This is a genomic window from Flavobacterium alvei (assembly GCF_002920895.1).
GTDB lineage: Bacteria > Bacteroidota > Bacteroidia > Flavobacteriales > Flavobacteriaceae > Flavobacterium > Flavobacterium alvei.
Genome location: NZ_PQVG01000003.1, coordinates 415,640 through 433,548, shown reverse-complemented (window position 1 = coordinate 433,548; position 17,909 = coordinate 415,640). Strand labels below are relative to the sequence as shown.

Sequence of the window (17,909 nt, the reverse complement as noted above, 5' to 3'; positions counted from 1 at the left end):
TTTAATAATACTGTTTTAATTCATTCGCGGCGGTCCACTGTTTCCTCCACGAGAACGCATTTCACGGAATTCTTCCATTTTTTTGATCACGGTTTCATCATATTCCGCTTGCGAAATTAGCTTCCCTTTGGTTGAGGCTTTTATTTCTGCTTTTTCTTTTGGATTTAAAACCACTTTAGAACATAAAATAACAGTTTTACCATCATTGATTTCTAAAATTAATCCAGGAAGCCCCCAATAACTGTCAGGACCTTGATTTACTGGAATTTCAGGAGTGTACCAAGCCGTTACAACCACTTCTTTTGGCATTTCTAATCCACTCATAAAATCAGTTTTCTTATCCTCTGTCTTTGGTTTAGCCGCTGACTCATCCTCTTTTTTAGGTCTTAAATTTTGAAAATCGGTTTTACTTACTGGACGAACGGCTGTTGCTTTGAAACAATTGAATCCGCCAATTACTTGGGTTTCACCTTCCATTTTCCATTTTAAACGAGGTAAAGAATCTTTAATTAAAAATTCTTTTCCCATAAACTCTTTATCGACAGTATATGATTTTTCTTTAATGTTTTTGTAAAATGTTCCTCCAGCTCCCATCATTGAACCCATCATTCTAAAACCACCTCCACCTTGTGTTGGTGCTTCTAGTTTTTCTTCTTCTTTATAAATAGAAGCTGTTTTATCGAAATTGAGAATGAATGTTTTTTCGAACATTTTTTTCATTCTTTCTTCCATATTTTTTTGCATTTCGGGAGTAATGTCTTTGTTTCCAGCCATTCGAGCTTTGAAATCTTCAGTACTTGTTTTAGACTGATAAATAGCCATTCCTTGAAATTCCTGGGCTTGAAGTCCGAAATTGATAGCCAAAAATAATGTGACGTAATGAATAATTTTTAACATAATTCTAATTTTTTTATATTCTCAATTTGACTATTAAAAGTTTTTTTTGTTACAATTTTAATACCTATTTAGCTGTTTAGATAAATAGTCTGCTAAAAAGGTTTAATTCATTTATAAATAATTCCTAAACTACTTTTTTGAACACAATCCATTCAAAAGTAAAACTATATGGCTTTAAATTGAAATTAAATATACGAGTTGCGAAAACCAATAGACGAATTGTATTTTTTTGATGATGAGGATAAAAATCTCTTTTTGAAATTAAAAATATCTGACTCTTGCAATCCTATTTTTTGTAATTTGCTACACTTATGAAAAACATTCTACTTATAGCTTTTATTTCAGTCTTCACTTTTTCGTTTGGACAAGATGAAAAATGTATTGCAATCAAACAAAGCTCAACAACACTAAACACTGATTATTTTATAGGATACGATTCATTTGGATATTATTATTCGATAAAAAACAATGTTCTTTCTAAAAATAACACAAAAGAATCGTTTGAATACAAAAATGTTTCTCTTGGAAAACCCACAAAAATCGACATACAAAATCCATTAAAGATTATGTTGTTTTATGAAAACTTCAACACCGCAATCCTTTTGGACAATCAATTGAGTGAAACTCAAAAAATTAATTTTTCGGAAAATGATATTCCAATAGTGGCTAATGCTGCGGGAATTGCTTCTCAAAATCGGCTTTGGGTTTACAATAGTTTGACCCAAAAATTGGGGTTTTTTGATTATTTAAAAAACACAATTCAAACTTTAACACCATCTTTGAGCGGAAATTTAAAATATTACGAAACCAGCTTTACTACTTTTCAATGGATTGACGACCAACTGAATTGGTATTCGTGTGATGTTTTTGGAAAAATTACCACTTTGGGGAAAATTGCTGACTTCGATCAGATTCAAATCATTTCTAACCAAGAAATTGTTTTTTTGAAAGATGGAAAATTGTTTCTACAAGATTTAAAAACGAATAGTATTTACACGATAGAAAATGTGGAAAAATCATTTAAAAATTTCTTCTACAAAGACCAAATTTTGTCTATTTTTACCAACCAAGAAATTACAAATTATAAAATCACAATACCATAATGCACATAGCAGTAGCAGGAAACATAGGAGCTGGAAAAACGACATTGACCCGTTTATTAGCCAAACATTTTAAATGGGAACCTCATTTTGAAGACGTTGTTGACAATCCTTATCTGGATGATTTTTATCACCAAATGGAGCGTTGGTCATTTAATTTACAAATTTATTTCTTGAACAGCCGTTTTCGTCAGGTGTTGCAAATTCGTGAAAGTGGCAAAAAAATCATTCAAGATAGAACCATTTATGAAGATGCCCATATTTTTGCACCCAATCTTCACGCTATGGGATTGATGACCAATCGTGATTTTCAAAACTATTCTTCGTTGTTTGAATTAATGGAGTCTATGGTAGAAGCTCCTGATATGTTGATTTATTTGAGAAGTTCAATTCCTAATTTAGTTAGCCAAATTCACAAACGCGGTCGCGAGTACGAAAACACCATTTCCATAGATTACCTTAACCGATTGAACGAACGTTATGAAGCTTGGATTCAGACTTATACCAAAGGAAAATTACTAATCATTGATGTGGACAACATTAATTTTGTAGATAATCCAGAAGATTTAGGAATGATTATCAATAAAATTGATGCGGAGTTGAACGGGTTGTTTTAGAACAAAAACTAAAAAGGCTGTCTTGAAAAAGACAGCCTTTAAAATAAACAGTTAACTCTTTGCTTTTCCATAATTAAAAGAAATAATACACGAAAATAAAAGAATTTGCAGAGCAAAAGGAATTACCATAACTGAAATATTAATTGTCTCATTTTCACTTGGTTTAATAATATTTTTCCAAATTTAAAGCTAATCACCCCTAACAACAAAACGATTAACAACAAATAAACTAAAATAATAATTTCAACAAAGTTTATTTTAGCAAAACTCCTCACAATTTTTTGAAATATTAAAGGGATGAAATATTCTTAAAAATTATTCACTAAATTTGTTTTAAAAAAACACACAAGATTATGAAAGTATTAGTAGATATTCCCGACAATAAAGCAGACTTTGGATTAGAGGTATTGCGTAATCTTGCGTTTGTAAAAAAAGCGAGTCCTATCTCTGGTAAAAAATTCGTTTTGATAGAAGAAATAAAAGAAGCTGTTCAAGAATTAAATTTGATTAAAGCTAGCAAAAAACAAGCTCGCAACGCTGAAGACTTTTTGAATGAGCTTTAATATAAAAACGATTGCTGTTTTTGAAAAGCAAACGAAAAGGCTTTTGAAGAAATATCCTTCCCTAAAAAGCGAACTAATACAATTGGTTCAGGAACTAAAAGAAAATCCCGAACAAGGAAATAGAATTGGTAAAAACTGTTATAAAATTAGAATTTCGATAGCTTCCAAAGGAAAAGGAAAATCTGGAGGAGCGAGAATCATAACTCATATTGTCATCTCTAAAGATACCGTCTATTTACTCTCTATTTATGACAAAAGCGATCAAGAAACACTTTCTCAAAAAGAACTTGATGAACTTTTAAAATATATTTCTGATGACTTATAAAAATGGAAATACGCCCTATAAAAACAGAAAAAGATTACAACTTTGCTTTGGAAAGAGTAAACACCCTTTTTGATGCGAAACCCAATACCAATGAAGGAGATGAATTAGATATTTTAGTTACGCTCATAGAAAAATACGAACAAATTCACTACCCTATTCCGGAACCAGATCCAATCGAAGCTATTAAATTTATGATGGAACAAAACGGACTTTCAGATGCGGATTTGGGCGTTATTTTAAATAGTCGTTCTCGAGTAACTGAAATTTTCAAACGCAAAAGAGCTTTAACAATTAGACAAATTCGTTTGCTAACAGAAAATCTTCATATTCCAGCTTCCACTTTAATTAAAGAATATGCTTTAGAACAATAGTTTCATACATATTCAAACAAAAATGTCCCGAAATTTTCGAGACATTTTTTTGTTTATGAATTAAAATCTATTCTACTAATGAGTCAATTTGAGCTTTCACTTCAGCTTCAGTTCCTCTAAAAGCTTTGGATGTAGATTCTCCATTAGAAGTAAAAGTAACAAGTCCTAACGTTTTACCATTAGTATTTGTGATTTCAATCTTTACTTCTTTTTGATTTGCTATTTTTTTAACACAACATGCTTTTCCATCAGGAATGAACTTTCCGTTAGCATCGTAATGTGACAAACACATTTCTTTTTGCTCTGGTGAACATCCTTTTTCGTCACACATTTTTGCACATTCATCTTTGGTCATGGTGGCACATTTAGACATATCGCAACCCATTGGCATTGCTTCTTTTCCCATTGGACAAGACATCTTCATTTCCATTTTGCATTTCATCATCTTGTCATCCGAACTAGCGCTGCCATTTCCTAAAATTGGAGCAATTACTAATCCAATCAAACAAGTCAATTTAATTAAAATATTCATCGATGGTCCAGAAGTATCTTTGAAAGGATCTCCAACAGTATCTCCAGTTACGGCAGCTTTGTGTGCATCCGATCCTTTGAAACTCATTGCGCCATCAACTAATACTCCAGCTTCAAAAGATTTTTTAGCATTGTCCCAAGCTCCTCCAGCATTGTTTTGAAAAATAGCCCAAACTACACCAGAAACTGTTACCCCGGCCATATAACCCCCAAGCATTTCGGCTACCATTGAATTGGCATTGGCATCGTTCATATAAACTAGTTTACCCAATAATACAATTCCAATTGGAAAACCAATGGTCAAAATACCAGGAAGCAGCATTTCGTTCAAAGCGGCTTTTGTAGAAATATCGACACATTTTGCATATTCTGGCTTTCCGGTACCTTCCATGATTCCTGGAATATCTTTAAACTGACGACGCACCTCATTCACCATATCCATCGCTGCTTTTCCAACTGAATTCATTACTAAAGCGGAGAAAACTACTGGAATCATTGCGCCAATAAATAACATAGCTAAAACAGGTGCTTTAAAAATATTGATTCCGTCGATTCCTGTAAAAGTAACATAAGCAGCAAACAATCCTAAAGAAGTCATTGCTGCCGAAGCGATGGCAAATCCTTTTCCAGTTGCAGCTGTGGTGTTTCCAACTGAATCTAAAATATCTGTTCTGGTACGCACTTCTTTTGGCAATTCACTCATTTCGGCAATTCCACCTGCGTTGTCCGATATAGGTCCAAAAGCATCGATTGCTAATTGCATAGCCGTTGTTGCCATCATTGCAGAAGCCGCAAGCGCCACTCCGTAGAAACCAGCAAAAGAATACGAAATCCAGATAGCTGCAGCTAGTACAATTACTTTTGGAAAAGTGGACATCATTCCTGTTGATAATCCTGCAATAATATTGGTTCCTGCTCCTGTTGAAGATTTTGCAACAATTGCCAAAACTGGTTTTGTACCTAATCCTGTATAGTATTCAGTAACAGAAGAAATGATTGCGCCTACAACTAATCCTACCATTGAAGCATAAAATACTCGTATTGATGCTATTTCTTTTAAACCTTCACCAAAGAAACTCATATTCATTTTAGAAGGCAACATATAATCAACTAAGAAATAACAGGCAAGTCCTGTTAGCAAAATAGAAGCCCAGTTTCCAATATTCAAAGCTTTTTGTACATCAGCTTCTTTAGCATCATTAGAATTAATTTTAACCAACATAGTTCCTACTACGGAAAATAAAATTCCGAAACCAGCAATTGCCATTGGCAATAATATTGGACCAATTCCACCAAAAGCATCTTGAATGTTTCCACCCATATCCTTAATCACATAATTGCCCAGAACCATTGCAGCAAGAACTGTTGCTACATAAGAACCAAACAAATCGGCTCCCATTCCAGCTACATCCCCTACATTGTCACCCACATTATCTGCAATTGTAGCAGGATTTCTAGGATCGTCTTCTGGGATTCCAGCTTCGACCTTACCAACGATATCCGCACCAACATCGGCAGCTTTTGTATAAATTCCGCCTCCAACTCTAGCGAACAAAGCAATAGATTCTGCTCCAAGAGAGAAACCGGCTAATGTTTCTAGCACAACAGTCATATCTTCAGTTGACGTCCAAACGCCTTTCATATATACATTAAAAAGGATGATGAAAAATCCTGTAAGTCCTAAAACTGCCAATCCTGCAACACCCAATCCCATTACAGTTCCACCACCAAAAGAAACTTTCAAGGCCTGTGGCAAACTTGTTCTTGCGGCTTGAGTCGTTCTAACATTAGTTTTTGTTGCTATTTTCATTCCCATATTTCCAGCCAAAGCCGAGAAAAATGCACCAAAAACAAAAGCAACCACTATTAATAAATGCGTTGTTGCATTAGGCAAAAAAGTGATGCCAGCCAAAACAATACTGGCTACAATTACAAATAGAGTCATCAATCGGTATTCTGCTTTTAGAAAAGCTAAAGCCCCCTCTTGGATATATTCTGAAATTTCTTTCATTTTACCATCGCCAGAATCTTGTTTTAATACCCAAGCTCTTTTTAAAAACATAAAAACCAATCCAAGTAATGCCATTAGCATAGGCACGTAAATCATTATTGCATTCATAAAGTTAATTTTGTTGTGTTTTAGGTTAAAATTACACAGTTATGATGCAAACGTACTATATTGAAACTAAAAAAGCAATATTCAAACGAATGAATATTGCTTTGTATGAAAAAAATTGAAGTGTATTTATTAAATATTAAATAAATCTGCAGGTTTGTTCTCGATCTGATTGAAACGCTCTGTGCATTCATCGATAATCGCTAGAGCTTCACTAAGATCTCCCCAACCTCCTACATCGACAACCTTATTTTCAAGGTCTTTGTAAACCTGAAAGAAATGTTCGATTTCTTTCAATAAATGGGGATTGATGTCTGACAAATCACTCAAAGAATTCCAAATCGGATCTGAAACAGGAACACAAATTATTTTTTCGTCTGGCCCTTTATCATCGGCCATATGGAAAACCCCAATTGGCTTAACTTCCATCACACAACCCGGAAAAGTTGGCTCGTTGATGAGCACTAAAACATCAAGTGGATCGCCGTCTAGTGCTAATGTTTGAGGCATAAAACCATAATCGGCGGGATACATCATCGACGAAAATAACATTCTGTCAAATCGAATTCGTTTCAATTTGAAATCATATTCATATTTATTTCTGCTTCCTCTAGGTATCTCAATCAAGACATCGAAAGTGGTAATTTTATCTGCTGCCATTTTTGTTTTTTGTTATTTAGTAGCGCAAAAATAGATAAACTAAGAACTTATACAACATAAAATCGATAAATAGCCTATTTCTGCGTTTAAATAACTTTTCAATACAACAGTTTCCGGTTTCTTTTATTCAAATAATAATGCCACAAAAGAAAAGTGGCAATAGATTGATAAGGACTCCATTTTGCAACATAAACTTCCATTTCCTTCTTGTCGTGAATGTCCAGCAACTCCTTGATGGTATTTACTACGGCAATATCTCCAAGAGGAATAATATCTGGAGCTTGGAGTGAAAACATCAAATAAATATCGATGGTCCAATGGCCTATGCCTTTGATTTTGATTAATTCCTCACGAACTTGTTCTGATGATTTGGTTGCAAAACTTTCTAAATCAATATAATTGTTAATAATCGAATGAGATAAAGCCTTTATGTAGGACGTTTTTTGTCGGCTAACGCCAATGTTCCGAAACGCCTCATCCGAAAAAGAAAATAGCGATTCAGGATTGAAATTGGGTTGTTCAGCTTTTAATTTTAAAAAAGTGGCTTTGGCCGAATCTATAGAAACTTGTTGTTCAAGAATTAATAAAACCAAAGTTTCAAATCCTTGTGGTCGTTTTGGAATTGTCGGCAAGCCATATTTTTCGATAATAATCTTAAAAATAGCTTCTTTTTCTAAAAGATATTGAATCGCATTTTCCATATTAGAAATAGAATCCAAATGATATTTTTGTAGCAAATTTATTGGCATCGGGCACATTTAAATAATTGCCTCTCCATGAAAAATCAACACGAAAAAATTTGAAAATATTACCTACACCCGCGCTGTATTCCCAATAGACTTTGTCTGGCGCATGGTACTCCAAACCTGAAGCATTTATGGTTCTGTTGTCGTTTGAAACCGTTCCGTAAACCGATTTTACACCAATATTTTCACGCCAATTTAATTTTCTCATAAAAGGAATTCTAGCAAAAAATCGCCCTTGAAAATCGTGATCCCATTTAAAAGTTACATATTGATCCGTAACAAATTCGTAGTATTTCAAATTGCTAAAAGTATTAGAAATATCAAAAAGCGATTGATTCCCAGGCACAACGCTCATCAATCCGAGTGGAATGTAACCAAATGTTTTTCCCGTTTCAAAAGTTATATTAGATCGTCCTAATGGCCCAATAATAATAGGTTGTCTGTAATACAATTGCAGTTTTTTATAGTTGAAATCACTCGAAAATAAGTTCTTGAATCCTTGACTATATGTCACCAGCAGCGTAGTAAAAGGGCTATCGGCATTGTCTCTTTCGACTCCAAAAGCTATAGGAACTCTATTAGGCGTGTATTCAACTTGCAAATTTACTTCAGATTGTTTTACTTGACTTTGAATTTTGGTTTGTGATAAATCAGTATAATAATCCAAACTGAATTCTGGCGAAGCTGATAGCAACGTTCGATAGGAAACTCCAGTCGAAAAAGTCAAATTTTTAATAGGCTCCATTTCAATCTGAACGTTACTCAAATTGACATTTGTTAATTTATTATTGCTCCCAAAAGTAAGCAAGCCAGAAGATGCATAATTGCGCCCTACAATGTCATTTGTAGTAGTAAGCGATGCCCCAATTTGTTCTATATCTCTACGATTTCCTGCCGAAATAATAACCCTTTTTTTAGGTTCAACCATCCATTTACCAGTTACTCCATATTTAAATTTATCATCTTTAAATCCATATGCAACATACGCTTGCAATCGCCAAGGATCATTTGGACCAGTATAAGTTCTTACTCCTGTTCGCAAACGCAATCCTTCGACTGAATTTTGTCCAATTACTGAATAAATAGGGCCATAATCTAAATTTCCAAAATGAAGATAACCACTATCTAATACTTCAACCAAACTATATAATTGTTGAAATTTCTTGACTGTTTGCAGAGTATCAAGCATTTTATAAACCCCTTTTTCATCTTTGGTAAGATTTTCGAATCGGTTTTTTTCCCAATAGTCATCGGATTTGTTATAGACCTCTTTATCTAAATAATTCACCTCTTCCTTGTAAAATTTCTCCGGTTTTTCGATGTTGAATTTATGATCTCGATATAATGAAGTTCGTTTTCCATAAACTCCTTTGGATTTTTCTTTCTTACTTAAAGCAAAATCCGTCATCATATAATCTTTTGTCATCAAAAAAATGGAATCATTCATAACTTCAAATTCCTGCTCGATATAGATATCTTTTACCCAATTTATATTGGCACTTCGTGTGGCAGCCATATTGATTTTTTTGATAGCAAAAGTGGTGTCGCTCACCCAAAAATCACCTTTAAAAGTCAATTCATTTTTGCGTCTTGGATAGAAAACAATGTTATAACACTTTTTGTCATCAATGTAGGCACTGTCTCTTAAAACATAATTATAGACATCTATTCCTGTTGTCGATAATGGACTTGTAAAACTTTTATCGAAAAAAGTAAGGTGATTGTCATAAATATCAAAATCTGTATATAAATCGTTTACAAAAGCCAGAATTTGTTGATTCCCGTTGAAACCCGAAGTTTTGTTGGCTTTAGTTTTCTCTTTAATTTTCTTCAATTTATTATCTCCGTAAACATCAGTCAAAGCTTCATTAATAAAAATAGGCAAATAGGTTTTTCCAGTAACTTTAGAAGTATCAACATGATTGAAAATAAATTCCATTCCTTTGAACAACTTGTTTTTCATATAAGTACTGTCAATAGTGTTCATATCAAACTCTATTTTTTCGTACTTTTCCATTTGATATTGATTAAACAAATGCAAACCGTTTTTGCGCCTTCTTTCCCAAATTTTTCTAAGAATATCTAAAGCAGGATTGTTCTTTTTTGATGTTTTTCCCCTGAAAATTACAACTTCATTTAGCGTTTCAATTTCTTTTAATTGAATTTTAAAATTATAATTAATAGGTTTTTCCAAATCAATTTCCTTGTCTGAATAGCCTACCGATGTAATAATGATGGTTTTATAATCTTTGGAAGATTCTATATAAAAAACACCGTCTTCACTACATACTACACCTTCACTTGAATTCTTGAAGGCAACATTTGCAAAAGGAATAGGTTTGTTTAACTGGTCTAAAACGACACCACTTACTTTGGTTTGCGAAAAAACAGCGCTCGTAAAAACAACAATAAAAGACAGATATAAAATAATATTTTTCAGCATAATCGTAAAAAAAAACTTCATCGAATTTGGATTCCGATGAAGTTTCAAATATAGTTGATTTCTTATATTAGATTTCCTAAATTCTCTAATATTCAGAAAAGTTTAACAGCTTATTTATTCATTACTTTTTTAACCGCTTTGACAACGTCATTAGCATTTGGCAACCACTCTTTTAGCAAAACTGGTGAATACGGAGCTGGTGTATCTGCAGTAGTAATACGTTGAATTGGTGCATCAAGAAAATCGAAAGCTTGTTCTTGAACGATATAGGTAATTTCAGAAGAAATACTAGCAAAAGGCCAAGCTTCTTCAAGAATTACTAATCTATTTGTCTTTTTTACAGAAGTTAAAATCGCTTCATTATCCATTGGACGAACCGTTCTTAAATCGATAATTTCACAAGAAATTCCTTCTTTAGCTAATTCATCAGCAGCTATGTAAGCTTCTTTAATGATTTTTCCGAAAGAAACGATAGTTACATCTGTTCCTGCTCTTTTGATATCAGCAACACCAATTGGAATGGTATATTCGCCATCAGGAACTTCACCTTTGTCGCCATACATTTGTTCAGATTCCATAAAAATTACAGGATCATTATCACGAATAGCCGATTTCAAAAGTCCTTTTGCATCATATACATTCGATGGAACTACTACTTTTAGCCCTGGAGTATTGGCAAACCAATTTTCTAAAGCCTGTGAGTGCGTTGCTCCCAATTGTCCTGCAGAAGCTGTTGGGCCACGAAAAACGATAGGAACATTAAATTGTCCTCCTGTCATTTGACGCATTTTAGCAGCATTATTTATAATTTGATCTATACCTACTAAACAAAAGTTGAAAGTCATATATTCAACAATTGGTCTGCAACCATTCATTGCCGATCCTACTGCAATACCAGTAAAACCTAGCTCTGCGATAGGTGTATCGATTACTCTTTTTTCACCAAATTCAGCAAGCATACCTTTAGATGCTTTGTACGCACCATTATATTCTGCAACTTCTTCACCCATTAAATATATTGACTCATCGCGACGCATTTCTTCGCTCATCGCCTCACAAATGGCTTCTCTAAATTGTATCGTTCTCATAGTTTTCATTTAGTTCTGTAAATTTCGAACCGCAAAAATAATATTTTAAATCAGTTAAAAGCATAATTTTTGTTTAAAATAATATGTAAATGAATCTTAAAAAAGCATTACCAATAATTTTAAATTAAAAAAGATTTACGAAATCGATATAATTGTTAAAAAATATTATGCACGCATAGTATAATATCCGAATTAATATTTTATTTTTGTGCGAGAATCTAAGAATATTAAATACCCACATATGAAAATATTAGTTTGCATAAGTCACGTTCCAGACACCACTTCAAAAATTAATTTCGCCAACGGCGACTCTCAATTTGATACTAATGGCGTTCAATTTGTCATCAATCCGAACGATGAATATGGATTGACTCGTGCTATTTGGTTTCAAGAACAACAAGGAGCAACCATTACCGTTGTAAACGTTGGTAATGCAGAAACAGAGCCTACTTTAAGAAAAGCATTGGCCATTGGAGCAAATGACGCCATTCGTATAAATGCCAATCCAACGGATAGTTTCTTTGTTGCCAAACAAATTGCAGAAGTTGCCAAAAATGGCTCTTACGATATTATCATTGCCGGCAAAGAATCATTAGATTATAATGGCGGAATGGTTCCTGGTATGATAGCGGGAATTTTAGGGTATAATTTTTTAAATTCATGCATCGATTTATTAGTTGATGGATCTAACGTAAAAGCAATTCGTGAAATTGATGGCGGAAGAGAAACCATTTCAACCACTTTACCTATAATAATTGGTGGTCAAAAAGGATTAGTCGAAGAGAAAGATTTACGCATTCCGAATATGAGAGGAATTATGACAGCTCGAACAAAAACCTTAACGGTAGTTGAACCTATTGATGCCTCCATCAACACAAAAGCAGTTAAATTTGAAAAACCTGCTCCTAAATCGGCTGTAAAATTAGTTGCAGCAGATAATTTGGACGAATTAATTAATTTGTTACACAACGAAGCGAAAGTAATTTAACAATCAGTTTGCAGTCTCGGTTTACAGTTACTCAACTCTAAACTCTAAACTCTAAACTCTAAACTTTTACATTTATGTCAATATTAATATATGCAGAATCCGCAGAAGGAAAATTCAGAAAAGTAGCTTTCGAATTAGCTTCCTATGCCAAAAAAGTAGCTGAATCAATAGGTACTACAGTAACAGCCATAACCATAAATACTGAAGATGTTTCGGAATTATCAAAATATGGTGTGGACAAAGTTTTGAAAATTACCAACGAAAAATTATCGAGTTTTTCAGCAAAAGCCTATGCCGATGTCATCAAACAAGCCGCACAAAAAGAAGGGACTAAACTGGTAATACTATCTTCAACAACTGATAGTATTTATCTTGCTCCACTTGTTGCTGTTTCGCTCGAAGCTGGTTTAGCCTCTAATGTTGTAGAATTGCCAATAAACACCTCTCCCTTTCAGGTGAAAAGAAATGCTTTTTCGAACAAAGCTTTCAATATTACCGAAATTAGTAGCGAAGTAAAAATAATTGGCTTAGCCAAAAACTCCTATGGCATTTTTGAAAATACATCAAATTTATCTGTTGAAGATTTTAATCCAACCATTGGTGAGGCTGATTTTGGAATAAAAGTTGAAAAAATCGAAAAAGTTTCTGGAAAAGTTTCTATTGCCGATGCTGACATTGTTGTCTCTGGAGGCCGAGGATTAAAAGGCCCTGAACATTGGGGAATGATTGAAGAATTAGCACAAGTACTTGGAGCCGCAACAGCTTGCTCAAAACCTGTTTCTGATTTAGACTGGAGACCTCATTCAGAACACGTAGGCCAAACAGGAAAACCCGTTGCTGCAAATTTATATATTGCAGTGGGAATTTCAGGAGCTATACAACACATTGCTGGAATCAATTCATCCAAAGTAAAAGTAGTCATAAACACAGATCCTGAAGCACCATTCTTCAAAGTTGCCGACTATGGAGTTATAGGAGATGCTTTTGAAGTTGTACCACAATTAATCGAAAAATTGAAAGTATTTAAAGCGCAACATTAAAAAAAATATAATTCTAATACCAAAAATAGCTGCCTAAAAATAAGATAATCGTATCTTTGCTTTAGGTAGCTTTTTTGTTCTGCTTTTTTTGTTTAAAATTGCATCCTGATTTATTAAAAATAACTTTATATAAACAAGCACACCGTGCTTTTCCTCTAAAAAAATGAGCTTAGTCAAATTATCCATAAAAGGAATATCATATAGTCAAACCCAAAATGGAGCTTATGCCTTGATATTAAATGAAATCGATGGAGAAAGAAAACTACCAATTGTTATAGGTGCTTTCGAAGCTCAATCTATTGCAATTGCCTTGGAAAAAGAAATAAAACCACCTCGCCCTTTGACTCATGATTTATTCAAAAATTTTGCCGATCGTTTTGACATTGTGGTTAAACAAATCATCATACACAAATTAGTAGATGGCGTTTTTTACTCAAGCATCATTTGCGAAAGAGATAAAATCGAAGAAATAATAGATGCCAGAACTTCGGATGCAATTGCATTGGCATTGCGATTTAATGCACCTATTTTTACGTACAAAAACATATTAGATAAAGCGGGTATTTTCTTAAAATCCAATCCCTCGAATCCCGAAAAAGATGCTCAAGAAATTGACGATGTGCTTTCAAATCCAGAAACTTTCAAACAAAAAGAAGAAAGCAATGAATCAGGCGGAACGTATTCAAAATATACTTTAGAACAACTAAATGATTTACTCGAACAGGCTGTAGAACATGAAGATTACGAAAAAGCAGCCAAAATTAGAGACGAAATTTCAAAAAGATAATTTCAGGTAGCAGGTAGCAAAAAAAATGTTGATTAACAAATGTTAAGGTTCCAAATTCCGAAACTTTTAAACTTTAAACATTAAACTTTTAAACCAAGAATGAAACAATATTTAGATTTAGTAAAACACGTTTTAGAAAACGGAAATCAAAAAGGAGATCGAACTGGAACTGGAACCAAAAGCGTTTTTGGTTATCAAATGCGATTTGATTTGGCCGAAGGTTTCCCGATAGTAACCACCAAAAAACTACACTTAAAATCAATCATTCATGAACTACTTTGGTTCTTGAAAGGAGACACCAATATCAAATACTTAAAAGATAACGGAGTAAAAATTTGGGATGCTTGGGCTGATGAAAATGGAGATTTAGGCCCTATTTATGGTCATCAATGGCGCAACTGGAATAGCGAAGAAATAGACCAAATTGCAGATCTTATAAATGAGCTAAAAGCCAACCCAAACAGCAGAAGAATGCTTGTTTCGGCTTGGAATCCAAGTGTTTTGCCAGACACATCCATATCTTTTGCAAAAAATGTTGCCAACAATAAAGCAGCTTTACCTCCTTGTCACGCCTTCTTCCAGTTTTATGTTGCCGATGGAAAATTATCTTGTCAATTGTATCAAAGAAGTGCCGATATTTTTCTTGGAGTGCCTTTCAATATAGCATCATATGCCTTGTTTACTATGATGATTGCTCAAGTTTGTGATTTAGAAGTAGGCGAATTCATTCACACTTTTGGTGATGCTCACATTTACAACAACCATTTTGAGCAACTAGAATTGCAACTGTCACGCAAGCCAAAAAAATTACCAAAAATGATTTTGAATCCAGCAATCAAAAACATTTTCGAGTTTACATATGACGATTTCACCTTAGAAAATTATGAACCACATGATTCCATAAAAGGTAGCGTTGCGGTGTAAAACAGCTTGTCTATTCACTAATAAAAAAACTAAATAAAACACTAACATGCCATCTCCAGTTTCAGAATGTTTGTATTGTCAAGACAATGAAACATTACACAATTTAATGATCAAAATTTGTGATTTAGAAGTATCACAATTATTCCTATTTAAAGAACAATCTCATACAGGTCGCTGCAATGTAGTTTACAAAGACCACGGTGTGGAATTTCACGAACTAAGCGATGACCAGCGCAATGCTTTTATGCGCGATGTTGCAACAACGGCAAAAGCAATAGCAGCAGCATTCAATCCAACCAAAATAAACTATGGCGCTTATGCTGATACCTTATCGCATTTGCATATGCACATCGTTCCTAAATACAAAGAAGGATATGGTTTTGGAGGGGTTTTCGAAATGAACCCTCAAAAAACCACTCTTTCTGATACCGAATATGCTGAAGTCATTGAGAAAATAAAAGCGGGACTGTAAAGCCAGCTTCCATTTGCTTAAAAACAAAAAAGTCCGCTAATTGCGGGCTTTTTTACTATTTTAAATTTCTAATACACTATTTTCGGCTCCTGCAAATTCATTCCATATAAAATAATCTGCTTCAGGCTCATTAACATAAACTCCATCAATCAGATACTTAAATTCATATGTTGTATCTTTTGGTAATTCGAAAACGCCTTTGAAAGTACCATTTTTTAATTTTGACAATTCCCCTTCTGCCGAATTCCAATTGTTAAAATCCCCTACAACCGAAGCAGTAGTCGCTTCTTTTGCCTCAACCGAAAATGTAACTTTACAAACTGGTTTTGTTTTTATAAATTGTTTCTTGATTGACATAACTATTTCATTTATAGATTTATGCCGCAAAGGAAACAAATTCTGCCGAAGATTCAACATCCTAAGACAAGTTTTAGGATTTCGACAAATAAACTCTTAATAATAAATAGCATCACCAATTTTTATCAATAAAAATTCAGATATTCTAAATCCAAAAACGTTTTCACTTTGAATATTCTTAAATTAAAAAATGATTAAATTTCAAAAAATATTTTATCTTTATAATCAAAATCTTGCTTCATGGAAAAAGAACAACACGAACAATATGAATATGCCAGAAAAAGGCTAAAACAAAAAAAGGGACTTTACTTTCATTTTGTACTATTGGTTTTAGGCAGTATATTTATGTTTATTGCTAATCATTATTCAATATTTGGGTTTACAGCAAATTGGGCTATTTGGGTGATTACATTTTGGGCTTTCCTCTTTATTTTGCATTTTATAAAAGTGTATATTACCGATCGTTTTATGAATAAAAATTGGGAAAGAGACCAAATTGATAAACTTGTTGCTAAACAACAACAAAAAATCGTACAATTGCACAACCAAATAGAAGAGAATTCTACCAAATAAGAACAACACTACATGATTATTTTGATTGCGGCTGTTGCCGAAAACAATGCTCTTGGCAAAAACAACGACTTACTTTGGCATTTACCCAAAGATTTTAAACGATTTAAAGAAATTACCTCAGGACATCATATCATAATGGGTAGAAAAACTTTTGAAAGTTTCCCCAAACCTTTACCAAACAGAACTCACGTCATTATTACTCGGCAAAAAGACTATGTTCACGAAGGTTGCATTGTGGTTCAAGATTTAGAAAGCGCCATTGCTGTTTGCCCAAAAAACGAAGATGCATTTGTTATTGGCGGAGGCGAAATTTACTCACAATCGATTCATTTAGCAGATCAACTTGACATTACAAGGGTACATCATTCGTTTGAAGCTGATGTCTATTTCCCAGAAATTAATTCCAAAATTTGGGAATTAACTTCAGAGATTTTTAATCACAAAGATGAAAAACATCTTTATGATTATACTTTTCAAACCTTTGTTAGAAAAACATAAAAATCCTTATTTCAACCCAAAATTTCAGTTTACCATTTATTATCCAAAAATCTAGTTTACCTTTGTCACAAATTTTAGAAAATGTCAAAAAATATAACACCTTATAAAGATTCGACTTTAAGCAAAAAAGAGCAAGTAGCCACCATGTTTGATACTATTTCGGGCAATTATGACAATCTTAATCGGGTTATTTCTTTTGGAATTGATGTGAAATGGCGCAAAAAAGTTTTGCAAATTGTAGCCAAAAACAATCCAAAAACCATTTTGGATATTGCAACAGGAACGGGAGATTTAGCTATTTTGATGGCACAAACAAAGGCCGAAAAAATCATTGGTTTGGATATTTCTCAAGGAATGCTTGAAGTGGGAAAGACAAAAATTCAAGACAAAAATTTATCTAATCGAATTGAGATGGTTTTGGCCGATTCAGAAAACATGCCATTTGAAGACAATTATTTCGATGCCATAACAGTCGCTTTTGGGGTACGAAATTTCGAGAATTTAGAAAAAGGCTTGACTGAAATTTTAAGAGTTTTGAAACCAAATGGAACATTCGTCATCCTCGAAACTTCGGTTCCAGAAAAAACACCTTACAAACAAGGCTACACTTTTTATAGTAAAAACATACTTCCAATCATTGGGAAATTATTTTCAAAAGACAATGTGGCCTACGGATATTTATCAGAATCGGCGGCAGCTTTTCCTTATGGAGAGGCTCTGAACAATATTTTGAAAAAAATTGGGTTTATAGATGTAGTTGCTTTGCCTCAAACTTTTGGCGTGGCCACCATTTATTCAGCTTCCAAAAAATAA

Annotated in this window: 20 protein-coding genes; 13 read left to right on the top strand and 7 right to left on the bottom strand. The window is 33.5% G+C overall.

Annotation, left to right across the window (positions count from 1 at the left end):
* Positions 1-15: 15 nt before the first annotated feature.
* A complete protein-coding gene (locus C3L50_RS07245) occupies positions 16-897 on the bottom strand; it encodes a GLPGLI family protein (protein WP_103805491.1) in 882 nt (293 codons plus the stop codon).
* A 311-nt stretch (positions 898-1,208) separates the two neighbouring features.
* Here C3L50_RS07245 and C3L50_RS07240 point away from each other — a divergent pair, with 311 nt between their 5' ends.
* The 5 genes from C3L50_RS07240 (at position 1,209) to C3L50_RS07220 (ending at position 3,873) form a co-directional block, all read left to right on the top strand.
* The gene (locus C3L50_RS07240) at positions 1,209-2,000 is read left to right on the top strand and encodes a hypothetical protein (protein WP_103805490.1); all 792 of its coding nucleotides are present in this window, start codon (positions 1,209-1,211) and stop codon (positions 1,998-2,000) included.
* Positions 2,000-2,614 (top strand): deoxynucleoside kinase, encoded by a 615-nt coding sequence (locus C3L50_RS07235; protein ID WP_103805489.1) that lies wholly within the window; start codon positions 2,000-2,002, stop codon positions 2,612-2,614. Before C3L50_RS07240 ends, C3L50_RS07235 begins: the two co-directional genes overlap by 1 nt.
* A gap of 353 nt (positions 2,615-2,967) precedes the next feature.
* Complete coding sequence (locus tag C3L50_RS07230; RefSeq protein WP_103805488.1) at positions 2,968-3,177, top strand: hypothetical protein; 210 nt, start codon at positions 2,968-2,970, stop codon at positions 3,175-3,177.
* Complete coding sequence (locus tag C3L50_RS07225) at positions 3,167-3,502, top strand: type II toxin-antitoxin system RelE/ParE family toxin (RefSeq protein WP_103805487.1); 336 nt, start codon at positions 3,167-3,169, stop codon at positions 3,500-3,502. The genes C3L50_RS07230 and C3L50_RS07225 overlap by 11 nt, the downstream gene beginning before the upstream one ends.
* A 2-nt stretch (positions 3,503-3,504) precedes the next feature.
* Positions 3,505-3,873, top strand: a complete 369-nt coding sequence (locus tag C3L50_RS07220; protein WP_103805486.1) for a helix-turn-helix domain-containing protein — start codon at positions 3,505-3,507, stop codon at positions 3,871-3,873.
* Between the two features lie 67 nt (positions 3,874-3,940).
* Here the strand turns inward: C3L50_RS07220 and C3L50_RS07215 are convergent, their stop codons facing one another.
* From C3L50_RS07215 to C3L50_RS07195, 5 genes are all read right to left on the bottom strand, one after another.
* A complete protein-coding gene (locus C3L50_RS07215; RefSeq protein WP_103805485.1) occupies positions 3,941-6,523 on the bottom strand; it encodes a sodium-translocating pyrophosphatase in 2,583 nt (860 codons plus the stop codon).
* A 129-nt stretch (positions 6,524-6,652) separates the two neighbouring features.
* Entirely contained in the window at positions 6,653-7,180 is a 528-nt protein-coding gene (locus C3L50_RS07210; protein WP_103805484.1) for an inorganic diphosphatase, read from the bottom strand.
* A gap of 98 nt (positions 7,181-7,278) precedes the next feature.
* Positions 7,279-7,929 (bottom strand): DNA-3-methyladenine glycosylase family protein, encoded by a 651-nt coding sequence (locus tag C3L50_RS07205; RefSeq protein WP_317044956.1) that lies wholly within the window; start codon positions 7,927-7,929, stop codon positions 7,279-7,281.
* On the bottom strand, positions 7,883-10,369 hold the full coding sequence (locus C3L50_RS07200; RefSeq protein ID WP_103805561.1) for a DUF5686 family protein: 2,487 nt from the start codon (positions 10,367-10,369) through the stop codon (positions 7,883-7,885). The genes C3L50_RS07205 and C3L50_RS07200 overlap by 47 nt, the downstream gene beginning before the upstream one ends.
* A gap of 110 nt (positions 10,370-10,479) precedes the next feature.
* Positions 10,480-11,457 (bottom strand): pyruvate dehydrogenase complex E1 component subunit beta, encoded by a 978-nt coding sequence (locus C3L50_RS07195; RefSeq protein WP_103805560.1) that lies wholly within the window; start codon positions 11,455-11,457, stop codon positions 10,480-10,482.
* A gap of 241 nt (positions 11,458-11,698) precedes the next feature.
* On the opposite strand from C3L50_RS07195, the gene C3L50_RS07190 reads away from it, so the two are divergent.
* The 5 genes from C3L50_RS07190 to C3L50_RS07170 all read left to right on the top strand — a co-directional run bounded on the left by C3L50_RS07190 (position 11,699) and on the right by C3L50_RS07170 (position 15,668).
* Entirely contained in the window at positions 11,699-12,445 is a 747-nt protein-coding gene (locus tag C3L50_RS07190; protein ID WP_103805483.1) for an electron transfer flavoprotein subunit beta/FixA family protein, read from the top strand.
* Between the two features lie 74 nt (positions 12,446-12,519).
* Entirely contained in the window at positions 12,520-13,485 is a 966-nt protein-coding gene (locus C3L50_RS07185) for an electron transfer flavoprotein subunit alpha/FixB family protein (protein ID WP_103805482.1), read from the top strand.
* 163 nt (positions 13,486-13,648) lie between these two features.
* Entirely contained in the window at positions 13,649-14,272 is a 624-nt protein-coding gene (locus C3L50_RS07180; protein WP_103805481.1) for a bifunctional nuclease family protein, read from the top strand.
* A 99-nt stretch (positions 14,273-14,371) separates the two neighbouring features.
* Complete coding sequence (locus C3L50_RS07175) at positions 14,372-15,196, top strand: thymidylate synthase (RefSeq protein WP_103805480.1); 825 nt, start codon at positions 14,372-14,374, stop codon at positions 15,194-15,196.
* Between the two features lie 46 nt (positions 15,197-15,242).
* On the top strand, positions 15,243-15,668 hold the full coding sequence (locus tag C3L50_RS07170) for an HIT family protein (RefSeq protein ID WP_103805479.1): 426 nt from the start codon (positions 15,243-15,245) through the stop codon (positions 15,666-15,668).
* A 60-nt stretch (positions 15,669-15,728) separates the two neighbouring features.
* Here the strand turns inward: C3L50_RS07170 and C3L50_RS07165 are convergent, their stop codons facing one another.
* Positions 15,729-16,025, bottom strand: coding sequence for an isoamylase early set domain-containing protein (locus C3L50_RS07165; protein ID WP_103805478.1), 297 nt, complete (start codon positions 16,023-16,025; stop codon positions 15,729-15,731).
* Positions 16,026-16,265: 240 nt separating this feature from the next.
* Between C3L50_RS07165 and C3L50_RS07160 the strand changes: the two genes are divergently transcribed.
* The 3 genes from C3L50_RS07160 (at position 16,266) to ubiE (ending at position 17,909) form a co-directional block, all read left to right on the top strand.
* Positions 16,266-16,598, top strand: coding sequence for a 2TM domain-containing protein (locus C3L50_RS07160; RefSeq protein WP_103805477.1), 333 nt, complete (start codon positions 16,266-16,268; stop codon positions 16,596-16,598).
* A gap of 12 nt (positions 16,599-16,610) precedes the next feature.
* Positions 16,611-17,096: a dihydrofolate reductase gene (locus tag C3L50_RS07155; RefSeq protein WP_103805476.1), complete on the top strand. Its 486-nt coding sequence runs from the start codon at positions 16,611-16,613 to the stop codon at positions 17,094-17,096.
* 81 nt (positions 17,097-17,177) lie between these two features.
* The gene (ubiE, locus tag C3L50_RS07150; protein WP_103805475.1) at positions 17,178-17,909 is read left to right on the top strand and encodes a bifunctional demethylmenaquinone methyltransferase/2-methoxy-6-polyprenyl-1,4-benzoquinol methylase UbiE; all 732 of its coding nucleotides are present in this window, start codon (positions 17,178-17,180) and stop codon (positions 17,907-17,909) included.

What these genes read in the sequence shown, in the direction of transcription:
- C3L50_RS07245 (WP_103805491.1), bottom strand. Translation starts at nt 897, where the DNA reads ATGTTAAAAATTATTCATTACGTCACATTATTTTTGGCTATCAATTTC.
- C3L50_RS07240 (WP_103805490.1), top strand. Translation starts at nt 1,209, where the DNA reads ATGAAAAACATTCTACTTATAGCTTTTATTTCAGTCTTCACTTTTTCG.
- C3L50_RS07235 (WP_103805489.1), top strand. Translation starts at nt 2,000, where the DNA reads ATGCACATAGCAGTAGCAGGAAACATAGGAGCTGGAAAAACGACATTG.
- C3L50_RS07230 (WP_103805488.1), top strand. Translation starts at nt 2,968, where the DNA reads ATGAAAGTATTAGTAGATATTCCCGACAATAAAGCAGACTTTGGATTA.
- C3L50_RS07225 (WP_103805487.1), top strand. Translation starts at nt 3,167, where the DNA reads ATGAGCTTTAATATAAAAACGATTGCTGTTTTTGAAAAGCAAACGAAA.
- C3L50_RS07220 (WP_103805486.1), top strand. Translation starts at nt 3,505, where the DNA reads ATGGAAATACGCCCTATAAAAACAGAAAAAGATTACAACTTTGCTTTG.
- C3L50_RS07215 (WP_103805485.1), bottom strand. Translation starts at nt 6,523, where the DNA reads ATGAATGCAATAATGATTTACGTGCCTATGCTAATGGCATTACTTGGA.
- C3L50_RS07210 (WP_103805484.1), bottom strand. Translation starts at nt 7,180, where the DNA reads ATGGCAGCAGATAAAATTACCACTTTCGATGTCTTGATTGAGATACCT.
- C3L50_RS07205 (WP_317044956.1), bottom strand. Translation starts at nt 7,929, where the DNA reads ATGCCAATAAATTTGCTACAAAAATATCATTTGGATTCTATTTCTAAT.
- C3L50_RS07200 (WP_103805561.1), bottom strand. Translation starts at nt 10,369, where the DNA reads ATGCTGAAAAATATTATTTTATATCTGTCTTTTATTGTTGTTTTTACG.
- C3L50_RS07195 (WP_103805560.1), bottom strand. Translation starts at nt 11,457, where the DNA reads ATGAGAACGATACAATTTAGAGAAGCCATTTGTGAGGCGATGAGCGAA.
- C3L50_RS07190 (WP_103805483.1), top strand. Translation starts at nt 11,699, where the DNA reads ATGAAAATATTAGTTTGCATAAGTCACGTTCCAGACACCACTTCAAAA.
- C3L50_RS07185 (WP_103805482.1), top strand. Translation starts at nt 12,520, where the DNA reads ATGTCAATATTAATATATGCAGAATCCGCAGAAGGAAAATTCAGAAAA.
- C3L50_RS07180 (WP_103805481.1), top strand. Translation starts at nt 13,649, where the DNA reads ATGAGCTTAGTCAAATTATCCATAAAAGGAATATCATATAGTCAAACC.
- C3L50_RS07175 (WP_103805480.1), top strand. Translation starts at nt 14,372, where the DNA reads ATGAAACAATATTTAGATTTAGTAAAACACGTTTTAGAAAACGGAAAT.
- C3L50_RS07170 (WP_103805479.1), top strand. Translation starts at nt 15,243, where the DNA reads ATGCCATCTCCAGTTTCAGAATGTTTGTATTGTCAAGACAATGAAACA.
- C3L50_RS07165 (WP_103805478.1), bottom strand. Translation starts at nt 16,025, where the DNA reads ATGTCAATCAAGAAACAATTTATAAAAACAAAACCAGTTTGTAAAGTT.
- C3L50_RS07160 (WP_103805477.1), top strand. Translation starts at nt 16,266, where the DNA reads ATGGAAAAAGAACAACACGAACAATATGAATATGCCAGAAAAAGGCTA.
- C3L50_RS07155 (WP_103805476.1), top strand. Translation starts at nt 16,611, where the DNA reads ATGATTATTTTGATTGCGGCTGTTGCCGAAAACAATGCTCTTGGCAAA.
- ubiE (WP_103805475.1), top strand. Translation starts at nt 17,178, where the DNA reads ATGTCAAAAAATATAACACCTTATAAAGATTCGACTTTAAGCAAAAAA.